Raw genomic sequence first — 18,062 nt, forward strand, 5'->3', positions numbered from 1 at the left:
CCAGCCACTGGCTGCCCGCAGGCGTGTCGTGGCGCTGGCAATACATCTCCCAGACGGCCTGCCACGGCAGCGATTTTTGCTCTTCCAGCAGGGCCAGACGTGCGGTGTAGTCGCCGCTGGCTTCGAGCTGACGCAGTTGCTCGGTGGGTTCTAACAGCGCGCGCAGCAGGGCTTTTTTCATATTGCGGGTGCCGATCACCCACGCGGCGATGCGGTTAATGGAGGCGTCGAAGAAGTCGAGGCCAATGTGTACGCGGTCGAACAGGTTGTGGCGAACGATCTCGCTGGCAATCGCCTGAGTTTCATCATCCAGCAGCACCACGTGATCGCTGTCCCAGCGCACCGGACGGCTGACGTGCAGCAGCAGACGCGGTACATACAGCATGGCGGCGGAAATTTTGTCGGAGATCACTTCAGTCGGATGGAAGTGGCCCGCATCCAGACACAGTGCGGTCTGGCGGCTGGTGGCGTAACCCATGTAGAACTCGTTAGAGCCCACGGTGTAGCTTTCCGCACCGATGCCAAACAGCTTGCTTTCGACGGCATCGATATGGTGCGCTGGGTCGAGTTTCTCGCTGATCACTTCGTCCAGTGCGTCCAGCAGACGCTGGCGCGGCGCTAAACGGTCAACGGTGATGTCTTTCATGCCATCCGGGATCCAGATGTTCATCACCGATGGTGTACCCAACTGCTCGCCAAAATACGCCGAGACGCGACGGCTGGCTTTGCAGTGATCGATCCAAAACTGGCGAATGGTGTCGTCGGCGTGCGCCAGCGTGAAACCGTCGGCGCTCAGTGGGTGTGAGAAGCAGGATGGGTTGAAATCCAGCCCTAACTGGTTCGCTTTCGCCCACTCCACCCAGTTTTTAAAGTGCTCAGGTTTGATTTGGTCGCGGGCAACCGGCGTATCAGATTCCAGATAGATCGCGTGCAAATTCAGACGTTTTGGACCAGGAATCAGGCTCAGCGCCTGCTCCAGATCGGCCCGCAGTTCGGTGGCGTTACGCGCTTTACCCGGATAGTTACCGGTAGCCTGAATACCGCCAGTGAGCGAGCCTTCCGGGTTTTCGAAACCGGCGACATCATCGCCCTGCCAGCAGTGCATGGAGACCGGCAGACGATCGAGCTGGCGTAAGGCCGCCTCGACATCAATGCCTACAGCGGCGAAACGCAGTTTTGCCAGTTCCCAGGCTTGTTCAAGTTGAGTGGTCATGCGCAAAGCTCCTTTGTCTGTCGTAGTGATTGAAACTGCGCCTGGTAGCGGGCAATTTCACTTTCAGGATTGGGAATGAAGGTGGTCAGTTCGTAGTTGGCGCGCACCACCTGACGGAAATCATCGACGTTGTTCAGCTCGTCCAGCGTCATCAGTTGGATGCCAATATTGCCGAGCGTGGAAGCCTCAATCGGCCCGGACATCACGCGAATACCGCAGGCATCCGCACATAGCTGGTTCAGTAAGGTGTTCTGGCAGCCGCCACCGACAATGTGCAGTTGGCTAAATGCTGCACCACGCAGTTGTGCCAGTTCTTGCAGGATGTCGGCGTACAGCAACGCCAGGCTGTCGAAGATACAGCGCGCCAGTTCGGCGTTTTGCAGGGGAACGGGTTGGCCTGATTCACGGCATGCTGCCTGAATTTCTGCACTCATATCGTCGGGGTTGATAAAGCGATCGTCGTTCGGGTTTATCAGGAACTGGCAGGCCGGCAGCGCTTGCGTTTGGCTGATAAGCGTTGGCAGGTCGGTAATCTGGCGCTCTTTTAATACGCGCTGGAGCAGCCACAGCCCCATAATATTTTTCAGGACACGGTAGCGTCCTTCCGCGCCGCCTTCGTTGGTAATATTCGCCGCCAGCGCCGCATCGTTGGTATACGGTGTTCTGCTCTCAAAGCCCATCAGCGACCAGGTCCCGGAAGAGAGATAGGCGCTGTTTTTGTCGGCCAGCGGAGAAGCAATGACCGCGCTGGCCGTGTCGTGACTGGCGACGGCGACAACCGGAATTTGGTTTTTCTGTGGGCAAATCCAGTGGCCGATCACGTTCCCTGGATGCGTCGGGCGACCAAACCAGGCTTTGTCTGCCCCGGTCCACGCCAGCAGTGTGTCATCCCAGTCGTCGGTATTGATATTGACTAGCTGGGTGGTGGTGGCGTTGGTGTATTCCCAGTTCATTTTGCCGGTCAGGCGAAAGCTGAAGTAGTCGGGGATCAGCAGGGCGTGGGCCACCTGCGGGAGCAGTTCTGGCTGCTGTTCAACCAGCGCACGCAGTTGATACAGGGTGTTAAAGGGCAGAAACTGAATGCCGCTACGGCGGTAAATTTCACCTTTACCCGGCTTCTCCATCGCCTGCGCCATAATGCCGGTCGTGCGGCTGTCACGGTAAGAGACCGGCAGACCGACACGTTGACCGACGTTATCGATCAGAACGTAATCCACGCCCCAGGTATCAATGCCGATGCTGTCTATCCGAATGCCTTCATCGCAGACTTTTTTCAGGCCAAGACGAATATTGTTTTCCAGGCTGTCGATGTCCCAGGTGTCAAAACCGTCTGTTTTTTGCAGGCAGTTCATGAAGCGGTGGATTTCACGTAGCGTCAGGGAGCGGTATTCACTGTCGTAACGCGCCAGCATTACGCGCCCACTGGATGCGCCGAGATCGACTGCGACACAATGGCGAAAAGTCATAGCGAGGTCCTTCTGAGTTTTATTGCACTCAGTCTAAGAACCCCTGATAACGCGTACCTTCTTGACAGTGACAGCCACAATTAGCGGCTGGCAACATGGCAAAGGTGAACGTGACGCTGTTCACAATTTCTATTAATAGGACCTGTTTTAGCGGATGTGACGCCTTCCGCAATTCGCGATCTTTCCCGCCATTTCTTGAAGAATTGACCGTGTTTACGCACTTTGGCGTCAAAAATTTAAGGTGAGGGTGATAACCCTTAATTACTATTCAGCCATGTTCATTTGATCGGGAAGGATGTCATCATGACGGTATTGCATTGCGTGGATTTTTTTCCGACAGGTAAAGCGCCAGTGGCTATTGAACCGCGGCTTCCTCAACCTGCGTTTCCAGAGCATCATCATGATTTTCATGAAATTGTGGTGGTCGAACATGGAACGGGGATCCATGTGTTCAACGGGCAGCCTTACACCATCAGCGGCGGTACGGTGTGTTTCGTTCGCGATCATGACCGGCATTTATATGAACATACTGACAATCTGTGCCTGACCAATGTGTTGTATCGCTCTCCGGATGCGTTTCAATTTCTGGCTGGGCTGAATCAGCTTTTACCTCAGGAACAGAACGGGCAGTATCCCTCCCATTGGCGGGTGAATCAGGGGGTGTTGCAGCAGGTTCGACAATTGGTGGGGCAGATGGAAGCGCTCGGTGAGGGGATGGATACACCAACGGCGGCAAATCGCGAGATCCTGTTTATGCAACTGCTGGTGCTGCTGCGTAAAAGCAGCCTGATGGAAGCAGCGACCGATAACGACGCGCGGCTTAACCTCCTGATGGCGTGGCTGGAAGATAACTTTGCCGACGAGGTGTGTTGGGAGGCTCTGGCCGAGAAGTTTTCCCTCTCTTTGCGCACTCTGCATCGCCAGCTCAAACAGCAAACCGGATTGACGCCGCAGCGCTACCTTAACCGCTTGCGGCTGATCAAGGCCCGGCATCTGCTTCGCCACAGTGATGACAGTGTGACAGACATCGCTTATCTCTGCGGATTCGGCGACAGTAACCACTTTTCGACGCTTTTTCGTCGTGAGTTCAAGTGGTCACCACGCGATATTCGTCAGGGGCGCGATCTCGTTGTGGCAAGCCGCCTCCAGTAACGCGAAAGCTATCAACGTTTTTTACCGCCGAATCTCAGATAATCATGTCCCTTAACGCCGGATGGTGGCTACGCCTTATCCGGCCTACGTGTCACGTAATCTGTAGGTCGGATAAGGCGTAGCCGCCATCCGACAGGGAATATTGTGATGGCGAATCATCTGGTCCTTCTGAAATCAGACTTCTTTGCGCATGAGCAGCAGGCTGTGGCCGTGGCTGACCGTTATCCGCAGGATGTCTTTGCTGAGCATACCCACGAGTTTTGCGAGCTGGTCATGGTCTGGCGCGGTAATGGTCTGCATGTCCTTAACGATCGCCCGTACCGGATAACCCGTGGCGATCTGTTTTACATTCGCGCCGAAGATAAACACTCCTACACCTCCGTGAACGACCTGGTGTTGCAAAATATCATCTACTGCCCGGAGCGGTTGACGCTGAATGTTGACTGGCAAGGGGCGATCCCCGGATTTAACGGTACGCCGAGGCAGCCGCATTGGCGACTCGGCAGCGTTGGCATGAGCCAGGTCCGACAGGTGATAAGCCAGCTTGAACATGAAAGTAATCAACGTGATGCACAGGCTTTTACCATGGCTGAGCTGCTGTTCGGGCAGCTGGTGACACACCTTAAGCGGCATCGTTATGCCACGGATACGCTCCCGGCGACCTCCAGTGAAACGCTGCTGGATAAACTGATCACCGCGTTAGCCGGTAGCCATGAGCATGCGTTTGAACTGGATACGTTTTGCGAGCGCGAACAATGCAGCGAGCGCGTTTTGCGCCAGCAGTTTCGCAGCCAGACCGGGATGACCATCAACCAGTATCTCCGCCAGGTGCGGGTTTGCCACGCGCAGTATCTGCTCAAACATAGTCGGTTGATGATTAGCGAGATTTCCATGCGCTGCGGCTTTGAGGACAGTAACTACTTTTCGGTGGTATTTACGCGGGAAACCGGGATGACGCCGAGCCAGTGGCGTCATCTCAGTACTCAGCATGCTTAGCTGGCCATTCCCAGACCGACAATGTTTGCCGCGACAATGATCACTACGCAGCCGAGGCTTAGCACGCTGACCGGACGACGACCCGCGTTTTTCCACTCTTTCAATACCAGACCGACAATCCCGCCGCACAGAACATAGAAGCTCATGTGCAGCATCCAGCTTACATAGTCATACTGCGCCGGAATACGTGCGTGGCCCCAGGCGTAGAAGAAGAATTGCAGATACCACATCAAGCCACCAAGCGCAGAGAGCAGCACGTTGGTGATAATCAGCGGTTTGGCTAACGAGAAGTCGGCTTTTATCGACAAGTTCTTCACTTTTGCCAGACGAATGAAGCAGAAGCCCAGGTTAACAAGCGCGCCACCGCCCATAATGACCACATAGCTAGGCAGGGCGACATACAGCGGATCGACGCCCAACGCGGCGGCGGCATCGTGCATCGGTTTCGCCGCGTTCATCGCAAAGGACATCCCGGCGGAGAAAATACCGCACATGACGGCCAGAACCAGACCTTTTTTCAGGTTGAAATCTTCCGCTTTGATGCCCATTTTTCGTTCTTTTAACTGACCGGCACGGGTAACAATACCCACGCCAATCAGCGCGACCAGTACGCCAAGCAGCGTCATGCGGCCGCCAGAGGTATTGATCAGTACATCAAAATTGCCGTTGATAATCGGGGTCATCAGCGTGCCGACAATCAGCGTAATACCTATCGCAATCCCGATACCCATCGACATACCGAGATAGCGCATGGTCAGGCCATAGTTGATATTGCCAATCCCCCACATTGCACCAAACAGAAATACCGGCGCCAGCGTGGAGAGGCTGAAGGAGCTGAAGTAGGCCCAGAAATCGGGAAGTAACATGGCGCTGATGGTCCACGGCAGGATTATCCAGGAGACGATCCCGCCAACCGACCACATCGTTTCCCATGACCAATGTTTGACTTGCTTGAACGGGGCATAGAAACAGGCGGCACTGGCTGCCCCTATCAAATGCCAAAAGATACCCATCGTAATCGCGTTACTCATGACTTAATCCTCGTTATTTTTTATCGTCGGTAATGACCCCTCCGACCTAACGAGTTTAAAAATTACGCAGGTGGTTAACCTTTTGACGATTGCCGCCCTTTTGCGCATGTTGGCAATTATCACGTTAAGTGGGTGATTCGGCTCACATCTTTAACAATGGGTTTGATTCATTAAGACCCTGTAAAAAGTACGGCATTGATAATCATTTTCAATATCATTTAATTAACTATAATGACCCAACTGCTTACGCGGCGTTAACACTGGCCGCCCGACAATACTGGAGATGATTATGAGTTATACACTGCCATCCCTGCCGTACGCTTATGATGCCCTTGAACCGCACTTCGATAAGCAGACGATGGAAATTCACCACACCAAACACCACCAGGCTTACGTAAACAACGCCAACGCTGCGCTGGAAAGCCTGCCTGAATTCGCCAGCCTGTCCGTTGAAGAGCTGATCACCAAACTGGATCAACTGCCAGCAGACAAGAAAACCGTACTGCGTAACAACGCGGGCGGTCACGCTAACCACAGCCTGTTCTGGAAAGGCCTGAAAACCGGTACTACGCTGCAGGGCGACCTGAAAGCGGCTATCGAACGTGACTTCGGCTCCGTTGACAACTTCAAAGCTGAATTTGAAAAAGCAGCGGCAACCCGCTTTGGCTCCGGCTGGGCGTGGCTGGTTCTGAAAGGTGACAAACTGGCTGTTGTTTCCACCGCCAACCAGGATTCCCCGCTGATGGGTGAAGCTATCTCTGGCGCTTCCGGTTTCCCAATCGTGGGCCTGGACGTTTGGGAACACGCTTACTACCTGAAATTCCAGAACCGTCGCCCGGACTACATCAAAGAGTTCTGGAACGTCGTGAACTGGGACGAAGCTGCCGCGCGTTTCGCAGCAAAAAAATAAGTTCTACGCTTTAACAAAGCCCTGCAAGCGATGCTTGTGGGGTTTTTTTGTGATCAAACTCAATATAAAAACAATGATCCACTTAAATTGAAACAAGGTTTTATTATGCGAGTGGGATCACTTTTATAGTCTCTATGAATGTCTATCTTCTTTTCATCAAGACGGGCGCATCTCAAAGCAAGATGCAATCGCCCATAAAAATTGCCCCATTTTTATGTCTACAGGTGATGGAAATGCAGATCAAACGTACGATAGAGAAAATCCCAGGCGGTATGATGCTGGTGCCGCTTTTCCTGGGCGCGTTGTGTCACACCTTTTCCCCCGGCGCCGGGAAATATTTCGGCTCTTTTACCAACGGTATGATCACCGGTACGGTGCCTATCCTGGCAGTCTGGTTCTTTTGCATGGGGGCGTCGATCAAGCTAAGCGCCACCGGCACCGTGCTGCGCAAATCAGGTACGTTAGTCATAACCAAGATTCTGGTGGCGTGGGTGGTTGCAGCGATTGCTTCACGCATTCTGCCGGAACATGGTGTAGAGGTCGGATTCTTCGCTGGGTTGTCTACGCTGGCGCTGGTGGCCGCGATGGATATGACCAACGGCGGGCTGTATGCCTCGATTATGCAGCAGTACGGCACCAAAGAAGAGGCCGGGGCGTTTGTCCTGATGTCGCTGGAGTCTGGCCCGCTGATGACCATGGTGATTCTGGGAACCGCCGGGATCGCGTCGTTTGAACCACACGTATTTGTTGGTGCAGTATTGCCGTTCCTGATTGGCTTTGCGCTGGGGAATCTGGACCCTGAACTGCGGGAGTTCTTCAGCAAAGCGGTGCAGACGCTGATCCCGTTCTTTGCCTTCGCATTAGGTAACACCATTGATTTGAGCGTGATTGCGCAGACCGGCGTGCTGGGTATTCTGCTGGGCGTGGCGGTGATTATCATCACTGGTATTCCATTGATTATCGCCGATAAACTGATTGGTGGTGGCGATGGTACGGCGGGGATTGCCGCTTCCAGTTCTGCGGGGGCGGCGGTTGCTACGCCTGTGCTGATTGCTGAAATGGTTCCGGCATTTAAACCGATGGCACCGGCAGCAACTTCCCTGGTCGCCACGTCGGTGATTGTGACCTCCATTCTGGTGCCGATTATCACGTCTATCTGGTCGAAAAGGGCCAAAGCAAGGGCGGCAGAAATTGATATTCGTGGCACCGTGAAGTAAGTCTCTTAAGCCGGATGGTCTGCACCATCCGGCTTAATTATTTACCCTTTGACGACAAACACCTCATCGATTGTTCGACACTCACTCTCGTTCAACTCTCCACCGGCATTACGTGACACGCCGGTACAATAGCCAAACTTACGCGATACCACGGTTTTGATGGTGGTGACAAAATCTTCGCCGATGGCATAGATGGACATGTAGGTGCCAATCTGGTCCTGAATATCGCGAAGTGCTGCCAGGTCGCCCTGTTTAAACGCTTCCCGCGCGCTGACAAACAGTTCCGGCATGACGTTGTTCAACCCTGAAATTATCCCCGCGCCACCTGCTAACAGGTTGGGAATGTAGTATTCGTCATAGCCGGACAGCACGGCAAAATCCTCCCGCACGGCGCGGGTGGTCTGAATCATACTGCGGGTATGGGACTGGCAGTCGACGGTGTCTTTAATGCCAGCGAAATTCGGGAACTCGGCGGCGAGGGTGGCTACCAGTTCGGGGGTTAAATCGCAGCCGGTGCGTGCCGGGAAGTTATAAGCAAACCATTTGCCGCTGAGTGTCTGCCCCAACTGACGGAAGTAGCTCAGCAGCTGTTTCGCCGTTTGTCCGTAGTAGTAGGGCGGCAGGATCATCACGGCATCGTAACCTGAGCGATACGCTTCCTGCGCCATCAATAAAACATCATTCTGGCAGGTGGATGAGACGTTGGCGACCATCTTCAGCGAGCTCATGGCGCGGGCCTCGCGGATCAGCAGCAGTCTTTCTTCGAGCGTGAAGGAGGCAAATTCCCCGATGCTGCCCATCAGCAAAATCACGTCGATTTTGGCCTCGGTAAGGCGTTTGAGATGTTGGCTTAGACCGTTGAGATCGATCTTGCCATCATTGTCCATTGGCGTAATGGAAGGACACCAGACGCCAGCAAATTGCGATTGACCAGTCACGTTGTCGACTCCTTATTTGAAATGATGTTTCAAAATCAGATTACATTGATAGCATGTGTCCCTAAGTTTCATGTGAACCGTGCTCTCATTTTGAGCGACTGGGGTAAAATAAATGTGGTGTAATGGGGGAAATTTATCGGGAGAGGGAACAGATGCGATATCCGGTCGATGTTTTTACAGGCAAAGTTCGGGACTACACGGGAAGCCGTCCCAGCGCGATTGCGAAAGTCCAGATTGACGGTGAGTTGATGCTGACCGAACTGGGGCTGACGGGGGATGAACAAGCGGAAACGAAAATTCACGGCGGGCCGGATCGCGCGCTGTGTCACTATCCGCGTGAACACTATCAGCACTGGAGACAAGCGTTTCCGGAGCAGGCGGAGCTATTTGTCGCCCCCGCGTTTGGTGAGAACCTCTCTACTGAGGGGCTGACTGAAGATAATGTGTATATTGGCGACATTTTCCAGTGGGGAGAGGCGCTGATTCAGGTCACGCAGCCGCGCTCGCCGTGCTTTAAGCTGAATTTCCATTTTGGCATCAGCGATATGGCCAGCCAGATGCAGGATGCGGGCAAGACGGGCTGGCTGTGTAGCGTCATCGCGCCTGGTCAGGTGTCAGCAGACGCGCCATTGATCCTGGCGTCACGCGTGAGCGACGTCAGCGTGCGGGAGGCCATTGCTATCGCCTGGCATATGCCGTTTGATGATTCGCAATATCACCGTTTACTGTCGGCTGCTGGGTTATCAAAAAGCTGGACCAGAACGATGCAAAAGCGCCGTTTAAGCGGCAAGATCGAAGACAATTCCCGCCGTTTGTGGGGAAAATAAACCTACCTTCATCTGGCAGTTAAATCAGGTGGCGACACCTGATTTACCTCTCCCCCGTGCTTCATCCCCTGCGTACCAAACCGGGCAAAAACCTGACGGTCACGGTTTGCTTCAAAGCCATTCTTGATACCTGGTCCACAAAAAGAAACTCTGCGTTGAAAAAAAACTTGAGTATTTCCTGCACTCAAATATCTTAGCTTCAAATTGGTTTAAACCAGATGAGCGAAATGAAAAAGAAAAACAATGTTGATGTGCTCAGGGAGCGCTTTGAAAGCTGGTTAAACGAGAAGAATTTACCAGCGGGGTCCAAATTGCCTTCGGAAAGGGAGTTATGTGAGCTGCTGGATGCAAAGCGTATGACCTTACGTCAGGTTCTGATTGAGCTTGAGATCGATGCGCGTATTTTCCGCAAGAACCGCAGTGGTTGGTTTATTTCATCGAAGCGGTTTATTTATAACCCTAAATCACTTTCCAGCTTCAATGCTGAAGCCTGTGCCCAGGGACGTAAGCCTTTTTGGGATTATTTAACCAAAGAAACCATTGATACAGTCCCACACCATGTTGAGGATGTTTTTCTCTCTTCGGGCGATCGTTATCTGATTACCGGTTGGTGCGGTCTTGATTCACATAAAGTGTTTTACCATGAATCCTATATTGATGCCGATGTTGCGCCAGGATTCATTAATAAATTGGGCAATCAGTCTTTTGCCAGCGTCTGGGAAGATGCATTTGGCCATGTTTTAAATATCAAAGAAATGGTTTTTAAACCGGTCAATATGCCAGAAGTGGCCTGCAAAGAGCTGGGTGTTGCGCCTAATACGTATGGAATTTTAGTAGAAAAACATCGGGCTACCCGAGATAAAAAAGTGGTTCAGGTTGATTTCGAATACTGGAGACTTGAATCAGTGGAACTTGTTATTCGCGATGAATGAGAAAAATAATGGGAAAATGTAACCAAGAACTTCTTGCGGAACGCGCGAGAAATATACCGCTGTACCTACATGCTTATGCTTTTCATCTGAATATGCGCTACGAGAGAGTCCTGCCGGGGGATCTTCTGGATATTGCGCATCAGCAAAAATTGAAGGGTGTAAAAATACATGTTGAGGATGGTGAGTCCCAATCACTGCAGAAACTGAACGATCAGCAGCTACACGATTTTAAAGAGAAGGCCAAAAAATATAATCTGGATGTGCATATCGAAACAAGCGCATCGGATAAGGCGACATTGACGGATGCCATCCGTATTGCTGTTGCTACTGGTGCAACTTCAGTGCGTTTCTACCCGCGTTATGAAGGGCATCTCAACGATGTTATGGCGAAGATTGCCAATGATATTGCATGGCTGTCTCAGTATGACGATTGCGGACTAAGCTTTACTATCGAACAGCATGAAGATCTGCAAGGCCATGAGCTGGTGACGCTGGTTAACAATAGCGGGATGAAAAATCTCTCTATTCTGTTTGATTTTGGCAACATGATTAATGCTAATGAACAGCCGCTTTCTGCGTTAGAGGTTATGTCTCCTCTGATCACTCAGGTGCATATCAAAGACGCAAAAATTATTAAAGAAGGTAAAGGCTGGGGGCATGAGGCTTGTCGTTCAGGACACGGCGATTTACCCATGGAAGAGATGCTTAAGGCATTATTACTTTTAGGTGAAGATAAACCGCAAGTACATGCTTTTGGCCTGGAAGAAGAAGTTGAATATTATGCCCCTGCATTTCGCTTCGACGATGAGGGTGATAATCCATGGATCCCATGGCGCGATGCAAGTTATACGCCGCTGCCTGACAGCAACATGATTGATGCGCGACTGGCGCAGGAAAAAGAACATGCTCTTGCCCAAATAAAATACATTCGTGATATATGTGACAAGTTTATAGGCAATTAATTAGTTTTCTTAAAATATTATTAAATGCGGAAAGGATTATGAAAATAATCCCCTGCTTTATTAATTATACAATTTAATTTAGATATTTCTCTCAACAAGCAATGAGGGTTTAATCATGTTCATGAATAAATGGGCAAGGCTCTGTTTTTTGATTTTAGGCGGCGGCACGATATTCAAGCTTTCAAGTATGAAAGATGTTTTCTATGTGCCAATGCAGAATGACTGGGGTTTAACTAATACGCAAATTGGGTTGAGCTTTACGGTTTATACGATTGTTCAGACAACCGGACTTTTTCTTTCTCTCTATATCGCAGATCGTTACTCCAAGAAAATATTATTACCGTTCGGTCTGATTGGCGTTGGGTTATGTGGCTTATATCTGGCAACGCTACCGTCATTTACTGGTTATCTCATTTGCTTTGCCGCGATGGCTTTCTTTGCCGATGTGGTTTATTGGCCGGTATTGCTGAAAGCCGTTCGTTTGCTGGGAACGAAAGAAGAACAAGGACGTATGTTCGGCTTTTTAGAAGCCGGACGTGGTGTGGTGGATGTTATCGTTGCATCTGGCGCTCTGTTTGTCTTCGTTCAGTTTGGTGAAGGTAAAGCGGGGATGCAGGCGGGCCTGTTGTTCTATACGGTAATTACGCTTGTGGCAGGTATTGTGACGTACTTTATTGTCGATGATGACAAAGTGAAAGGCGGCGAGAAAACCAGTGCCAACATGGAAGTGTTAAAGGGTATCAAACATGTTTTGTCCTGCCCTAATGTTTGGCTGGCTTCTTTAGGTATTTTCTTCGTTTATGCCGCGTACTGTGGACTGACTTACTTTATTCCGTTCTTAAAAGATATCTATATGCTGCCGGTAGCTCTCGTCGGTGCGTACGGCATCATCAACCAGTATGCGTTAAAAATGGTAGGTGGGCCGATTGGTGGAATGTTGGCAGATAAAGTTGCTAAATCACCGACAGTGTATCTGAAGTGGACGTTCCTGATCTCTGCTGTGGCGATGCTTGTGTTCATGCAGTTACCGCATCAAACAATGAACGTGTATATCGGTATGGCGGCGACATTAGGGTTCGGAGCGATTATCTTCTCACAGCGTGCCATTTTCTTCGCGCCGATGGATGAGATCGGTACCCCACGTGAGTATGCGGGCTCGGCAATGGCATTTGGTTGCATCATCGGTTATATGCCAGCGATGTTTGCGTACACGTTGTACGGCTATTTGCTGGATACCAATAGCGGCATCACTGGCTACAACTATGTCTTTAGCGTGATGATTGCGTTCAGCTTAATGGGCTTTATCTGCTCGACCATTCTGGTGAAGCGAATTAAAAAGCAAAAGCTAGCGGCTGCAGCTGCGGCGGCATAACGTGAATGCTTCCCCGGTAATTATGTCGTACCGGGGAAGCCTGTTAAGCGCGTTTATACAGCGGTAACCAAATCACCAGCCGTAAACCACCCAGCGGGCTGTCTTCGGCCTTCACCCAGCCACGATGCTGCTGAATTGCGGTTTCAACAATCGCCAGACCCAGACCTGTTCCGCCAGACTCGCGATCGCGCGCCTCATCGGTACGATAGAACGGACGGAAAATCTGTTCTCTGTCTTCAGGGCTAACGCCTGGGCCATCGTCGTCCACGGTGATGGTAATCCCGTCGATATCCACCGCGAAGCCAACTTCAATCTTCGTATGTGAATAGCGCAGGGCATTGCGCACAATGTTTTCCAGCGCACTTTCCAACGCATTTGGGTTACCGTACAGCGGCCACGGACCCGGCGGGAAATTCACCGTGAGCGATTTACCCATCTGCTCAGCTTCAAAGGCGGCGTTATCCAGCACTTCGCCCCAAAGCTGATTAGCTTTCACTGTTTCACTGACCAGCGCGTTTTTCTGCTGATTACGTGACATCACCAGCAGGTCGTTGATCATGCTGTCCAGTCGGTGTGCTTCTGTTTCAATGCGCTCCAGCTCTTTGCTCTCACCGCTACGACGGCGCAGCAGAGCGGTGCCCAGTTGCAGACGCGTTAGCGGTGTTCTCAGCTCGTGAGAGATGTCCGACAGCAGGCGTTGCTGTGTGGTCATCATCCGTTCCAACGCCGTCACCATCTGGTTAAAGCTCGCGCCTGCCGCCAGGAACTCCTGCGGACCGGCTTCCAGCTCAGGATGTTGACGCAGGTTACCCTGAGCTACTTCATCCGCCGCGTTTTTCAACTTACGCGCCGGTTTCGCCAGACTCCAGGCAAGCCAAAGCAATAGCGGTGAGCTGACTAACATGGTGACGATCAGCAACAACAGCGGTCGGTCGAACAGCAGGTTGATAAAGTCAGATTGTGAGCTGCTGGCAGGTCGTATGAGATACAGCTGGTAGTTATCTTCACCGTCTCTGACGGAGAAAGGCCCGACCATCTCAACGCGACCGTATTTTTTCTTTTGCGGATGGTCGGCGTTATCGGCCTGACCAATAAAGTTACGAATGATCTGCATTTCGTTGCGTTCTGCGCCGATCACGCGTCCTTCCGTCGTAACAAGTAATAACCGCTGTCCTGGCGGCGCCCACTTGTCTATCGCCCGAAACAAGCGACGCCACCACATCAAATCATTGGGTGGATCGTTCGCCAGTTCAGCTTCAACGTGTTGCTCAATCATTAACCCCTGGCGCTGCTCGCTGTCCAGTAGCTCGGTCATCTGGCGTGAGTCGAGCTTGGGTAACATCAGTACCAACATCAACACCAGTGCCAGCGTCAACCAGAAGATGGCAAAGATGCGTGCGGTTAAGCTCCCTATCATGAAGCGGAGACCATCAGGTAGCCGCGACCACGCAGGGTTTTAAACCACGGGTGTCCGTCTTTACGCTCTGGCAGCTTACGACGCAGGTTCGAGATATGCATGTCGATCGCGCGATCGAAAGGCGTCAGGCGTTTGCCCAGCACTTCCTGGCTCAGGTGCTCACGCGAAACCACCTGACCGAGATGCTGAGCCAGCAAATAGAGCAGGGTGAATTCGGTGCCGGTTAACTCCAGAATTTGCCCGTCAAAGCTGGCTTCCTGGCGACCCGGATTAAGGCTTAACGCATCAACTTCCAGCGTCGGCGAACCGTTATCGCTGTTCTGCTGCTGTTCGCTCCAGTGTGAGCGACGCAGAATAGCGCGGATGCGCGCGACCAGTTCACGGTCGTTAAACGGTTTAGGTAAATAGTCGTCCGCGCCCAGCTCAAGGCCAAGTACGCGATCCAATTCGCTGCCGCGAGCGGTCAGCATGATTACGGGTGTCTGGTGTGTCTGACGAAGTGCTTTCAGCGTATCAATGCCGTTTTTCTTCGGCATCATGACGTCGAGCAAAAGTAAATCGATGCTGTCATCCAGAAGCTCAAGCGCCTGTTCCCCATCATAGGCAACCAGCACATCGAAACCTTCCATTTCGAGCAACTCCTTTAACAGGGAAGTCAGCTCTCGGTCATCATCAACTAACAGGATTTTATTCATTGTTTACGTACCTCCGAGGCAGAAATTACGTCATCAGGCGTCGCTAATCTATGACTTTACGTTGTTTTACACCCCCTGACGCATGTTTGCAGCCCGAATCGTAAACTGTCTCTCGTTGAATCGCGACAGAAAAGATTTTGGGAGCAAGTGATGGGCAAAGTTACCGCTGCCGTCATGGCCTCAACGCTGGCACTCAGTACATTTAGCCATGCAGCTGAAGTCGTCACAGGCGATCACTGGCACCTGGGTGAAGGCTCATCGCAACGCAGCGTTCAGAGCCACATGTTTGACGGTATCAGTTTAACCGAACATCAACGTCAACAGATGCGAGATTTAATGCAGCAGGCAAGACACGAACAGCCTCCTGTTAATGTTAGCGAAATGGAGACAATGCATCGCCTTGTCACCGCAGAGAAATTTGATGAAAGCGCAGTGCGCGCTCAGGCAGAAAGAATGGCGCAAGAACAGGTTGCCCGCCAGGTTGAAATAGCCAGGATCCGCAACCAGATGTATCGCCTGTTAACACCAGAGCAGCAAGCGGTTTTAAATGAGAAACATGAACAACGAATGGAGCAACTGCGCGATGTAGCGCACTGGAAAAAAAGCTCATCGTTGAATTTATTGAGTAGTAGCAACTCACGTTCCCAGTAGTAACCCTGTTTTCCTTGCCATAGACACCATCCCTGTCTTCCCCCACATGATGTGGGGGTTTTTTTTGCCCAAAATTTGTCCCTCGGTTATTGCCTGACTGTTTTACTTCATCCGTTATACTAGCGGCATATCCTGGCAGGAGTGTTTATGAATCAAACCTATGGGCGGCTGGTGAGCCGGGCGGCAATCGCGGCAACCGTGATGGCATCGCTGTTACTTTTGATCAAAATTTTCGCGTGGTGGTACACCGGATCGGTCAGTATTCTGGCAGCACTGGTGGATTCTCTGGTGGACATCGCGGCGTCGTTAACCAACCTGTTGGTGGTGCGCTATTCGCTGCAGCCCGCAGATGATGAACATACGTTCGGACACGGAAAAGCGGAATCGCTGGCGGCGCTGGCGCAAAGCATGTTTATTTCTGGTTCGGCGCTGTTTTTATTCCTGACCGGGATTCAGCATCTCATCCAACCCACGCCGATGAAAGATCCGGGCGTTGGGGTGGTTGTCACCATCATTGCGTTAGTGTGTACAATCATTCTGGTCTCGTTTCAGCGCTGGGTAGTGAAGCGTACGCAAAGTCAGGCCGTTCGGGCAGATATGCTTCATTATCAGTCTGATGTTATGATGAACGGTGCGATTCTCATTGCGCTCGGGCTGGCATGGTATGGCTGGCATCGTGCAGATGCCTTGTTTGCGCTGGGGATTGGCATCTATATTTTATATAGCGCATTACGCATGGGGTATGAGGCAGTGCAATCTTTGCTGGATCGCGCTTTACCCGATGAGGAACGTCAGGAAATTATTGATATAGTGACATCATGGCCTGGAGTCAGCGGCGCTCACGATCTTCGCACGCGGCAGTCAGGGCCGACTCGCTTTATTCAGATTCATTTGGAAATGGAAGATAATCTGCCGCTCGTTCAGGCGCATTTAGTGGCTGAACAGGTTGAGCAGGCAATTTTACGGCGTTTCCCGGGATCGGATGTCATCATTCATCAGGATCCCTGTTCAGTCGTACCCAAGGAAGGCAAGATGTTTGAGCTTTCATAATTCGTTGTAAAAAAAGTGAACCGGGCCAGCATTTTGTGTATAAATTACCACCATTTGGCCTGACCTGAATCAATTCAGCAGGAAGTGATTGTTATACTATCTGCATATTCGTTGGATCGTTTCGATATGCGGAATCGACTTCCGGCAGCAGATTTCATTTTGCATTCCAAAGTTCAGAGGTAGTCATGATTAAGAAAATCGGTGTGTTGACAAGCGGCGGTGATGCGCCGGGCATGAACGCAGCAATCCGTGGTGTTGTACGTGCAGCGTTGACGGAAGGGCTGGAAGTCATGGGGATCCATGATGGCTACCTGGGTTTGTATGAAGACCGTATGGTCCAGCTTGACCGCTACAGCGTGTCCGACATGATCAACCGTGGCGGTACTTTCCTCGGTTCTGCTCGCTTCCCGGAATTCCGTGATGAAAACGTACGTGCGGTGGCGATCGAAAACCTGAAGAAGCGTGGCATCGACGCCCTGGTTGTTATCGGGGGTGACGGTTCTTACATGGGTGCAAAACGCCTGACCGAAATGGGCTTCCCATGCATCGGTCTGCCGGGCACTATCGATAACGATATCAAAGGTACCGACTACACCATCGGTTACTTCACCGCTCTGGGTACCGTTGTCGAAGCGATTGACCGCCTGCGTGATACATCTTCTTCTCACCAGCGCATTTCCATCGTCGAAGTGATGGGCCGCTACTGTGGTGACCTGACCCTGGCGGCTGCAATTGCCGGTGGTTGTGAGTTCGTGGTGGTTCCGGAAGTGGAATTCAGCCGTGACGATTTGGTTACTGAAATCAAAGCGGGCATCGCGAAAGGTAAAAAACACGCAATCGTAGCGATCACTGAACACATGTGTGACGTTGACGAACTGGCGCATTACATTGAGAAAGAAACGGGTCGTGAAACGCGTGCAACCGTACTGGGTCACATCCAGCGTGGTGGTTCCCCGGTTCCTTACGACCGTATCCTGGCATCCCGTATGGGCGCCTATGCCATTGAACTTCTGCTGGAAGGCCACGGCGGTCGCTGCGTAGGTATTCAGAACGAGCAGCTGGTTCACCACGACATCATCGACGCTATCGAAAACATGAAGCGTCCGTTCAAAGGTGACTGGCTGGACTGCGCGAAAAAACTGTACTAAATGCAATTGCCTGATGGCGGCTTGCACCTTATCCGGCCTACATGATGCAAATCGTAGGCCTGATAAGCGTAGCGCCATCAGGCAA

Annotated in this window: 17 protein-coding genes; 11 read left to right on the forward strand and 6 right to left on the reverse strand. The window is 51.7% G+C overall.

Annotation, left to right across the window (positions count from 1 at the left end; genetic code table 11):
• Positions 1-1,213: L-rhamnose isomerase (gene rhaA / locus FDW94_RS08035; protein WP_137377431.1), on the reverse strand; the 1,213-nt coding region annotated here is incomplete at its 3' end.
• A complete protein-coding gene (gene rhaB / locus FDW94_RS08040) occupies positions 1,210-2,679 on the reverse strand; it encodes a rhamnulokinase (RefSeq protein WP_137377432.1) in 1,470 nt (489 codons plus the stop codon). The genes rhaA and rhaB, both read right to left, overlap by 4 nt.
• 303 nt (positions 2,680-2,982) lie before the next feature.
• Between rhaB and rhaS the strand changes: the two genes are divergently transcribed.
• Both rhaS and rhaR read left to right on the forward strand, forming a co-directional pair.
• Positions 2,983-3,831, forward strand: a complete 849-nt coding sequence (gene rhaS / locus FDW94_RS08045; protein ID WP_008787013.1) for an HTH-type transcriptional activator RhaS — start codon at positions 2,983-2,985, stop codon at positions 3,829-3,831.
• A gap of 147 nt (positions 3,832-3,978) precedes the next feature.
• Entirely contained in the window at positions 3,979-4,827 is an 849-nt protein-coding gene (gene rhaR, locus FDW94_RS08050; RefSeq protein WP_008787014.1) for an HTH-type transcriptional activator RhaR, read from the forward strand.
• On the opposite strand, the gene rhaT is transcribed toward rhaR, so the two are convergent.
• On the reverse strand, positions 4,824-5,858 hold the full coding sequence (rhaT, locus tag FDW94_RS08055; protein ID WP_003825242.1) for an L-rhamnose/proton symporter RhaT: 1,035 nt from the start codon (positions 5,856-5,858) through the stop codon (positions 4,824-4,826). The genes rhaR and rhaT overlap by 4 nt on opposite strands.
• Positions 5,859-6,147: 289 nt before the next feature.
• On the opposite strand from rhaT, the gene sodA reads away from it, so the two are divergent.
• A complete protein-coding gene (gene sodA, locus FDW94_RS08060) occupies positions 6,148-6,768 on the forward strand; it encodes a superoxide dismutase [Mn] (RefSeq protein ID WP_003825239.1) in 621 nt (206 codons plus the stop codon).
• A 233-nt stretch (positions 6,769-7,001) separates the two neighbouring features.
• Positions 7,002-7,985: a 2-keto-3-deoxygluconate transporter gene (gene kdgT / locus FDW94_RS08065; RefSeq protein ID WP_020996114.1), complete on the forward strand. Its 984-nt coding sequence runs from the start codon at positions 7,002-7,004 to the stop codon at positions 7,983-7,985.
• Positions 7,986-8,026: 41 nt separating this feature from the next.
• Here the strand turns inward: kdgT and FDW94_RS08070 are convergent, their stop codons facing one another.
• Positions 8,027-8,923: a dihydrodipicolinate synthase family protein gene (locus FDW94_RS08070; RefSeq protein WP_060683052.1), complete on the reverse strand. Its 897-nt coding sequence runs from the start codon at positions 8,921-8,923 to the stop codon at positions 8,027-8,029.
• Positions 8,924-9,075: 152 nt separating this feature from the next.
• Here FDW94_RS08070 and yiiM point away from each other — a divergent pair, with 152 nt between their 5' ends.
• The 4 genes from yiiM (at position 9,076) to FDW94_RS08090 (ending at position 13,016) form a co-directional block, all read left to right on the forward strand.
• Entirely contained in the window at positions 9,076-9,750 is a 675-nt protein-coding gene (gene yiiM, locus FDW94_RS08075) for a 6-hydroxyaminopurine reductase (RefSeq protein ID WP_020996113.1), read from the forward strand.
• 227 nt (positions 9,751-9,977) lie between these two features.
• Positions 9,978-10,682 carry a GntR family transcriptional regulator gene (locus tag FDW94_RS08080; protein WP_032945585.1) on the forward strand — a complete coding sequence of 235 codons (705 nt, stop codon included), beginning with the start codon at positions 9,978-9,980 and terminating at the stop codon, positions 10,680-10,682.
• 8 nt (positions 10,683-10,690) lie between these two features.
• Positions 10,691-11,644, forward strand: a complete 954-nt coding sequence (locus FDW94_RS08085; RefSeq protein WP_020996111.1) for a TIM barrel protein — start codon at positions 10,691-10,693, stop codon at positions 11,642-11,644.
• A gap of 121 nt (positions 11,645-11,765) precedes the next feature.
• On the forward strand, positions 11,766-13,016 hold the full coding sequence (locus FDW94_RS08090) for an MFS transporter (protein WP_095533158.1): 1,251 nt from the start codon (positions 11,766-11,768) through the stop codon (positions 13,014-13,016).
• Between the two features lie 43 nt (positions 13,017-13,059).
• On the opposite strand, the gene cpxA is transcribed toward FDW94_RS08090, so the two are convergent.
• A complete protein-coding gene (gene cpxA / locus FDW94_RS08095; protein WP_003028758.1) occupies positions 13,060-14,433 on the reverse strand; it encodes an envelope stress sensor histidine kinase CpxA in 1,374 nt (457 codons plus the stop codon).
• The gene (cpxR, locus tag FDW94_RS08100) at positions 14,430-15,128 is read right to left on the reverse strand and encodes an envelope stress response regulator transcription factor CpxR (RefSeq protein WP_003028763.1); all 699 of its coding nucleotides are present in this window, start codon (positions 15,126-15,128) and stop codon (positions 14,430-14,432) included. Before cpxR ends, cpxA begins: the two co-directional genes overlap by 4 nt.
• Before the next feature lie 150 nt (positions 15,129-15,278).
• Between cpxR and cpxP the strand changes: the two genes are divergently transcribed.
• The 3 genes from cpxP (at position 15,279) to pfkA (ending at position 17,977) form a co-directional block, all read left to right on the forward strand.
• Positions 15,279-15,779 (forward strand): cell-envelope stress modulator CpxP, encoded by a 501-nt coding sequence (gene cpxP / locus FDW94_RS08105; RefSeq protein ID WP_008787022.1) that lies wholly within the window; start codon positions 15,279-15,281, stop codon positions 15,777-15,779.
• A gap of 147 nt (positions 15,780-15,926) precedes the next feature.
• Positions 15,927-16,829, forward strand: coding sequence for a CDF family cation-efflux transporter FieF (gene fieF, locus FDW94_RS08110; RefSeq protein ID WP_003825216.1), 903 nt, complete (start codon positions 15,927-15,929; stop codon positions 16,827-16,829).
• Positions 16,830-17,014: 185 nt separating this feature from the next.
• Positions 17,015-17,977, forward strand: a complete 963-nt coding sequence (gene pfkA / locus FDW94_RS08115) for a 6-phosphofructokinase (protein ID WP_003825214.1) — start codon at positions 17,015-17,017, stop codon at positions 17,975-17,977.
• Positions 17,978-18,062 lie beyond the last annotated feature (85 nt).

This window comes from Citrobacter sp. wls757, from assembly GCF_005280935.1.
GTDB lineage: Bacteria > Pseudomonadota > Gammaproteobacteria > Enterobacterales > Enterobacteriaceae > Citrobacter > Citrobacter portucalensis.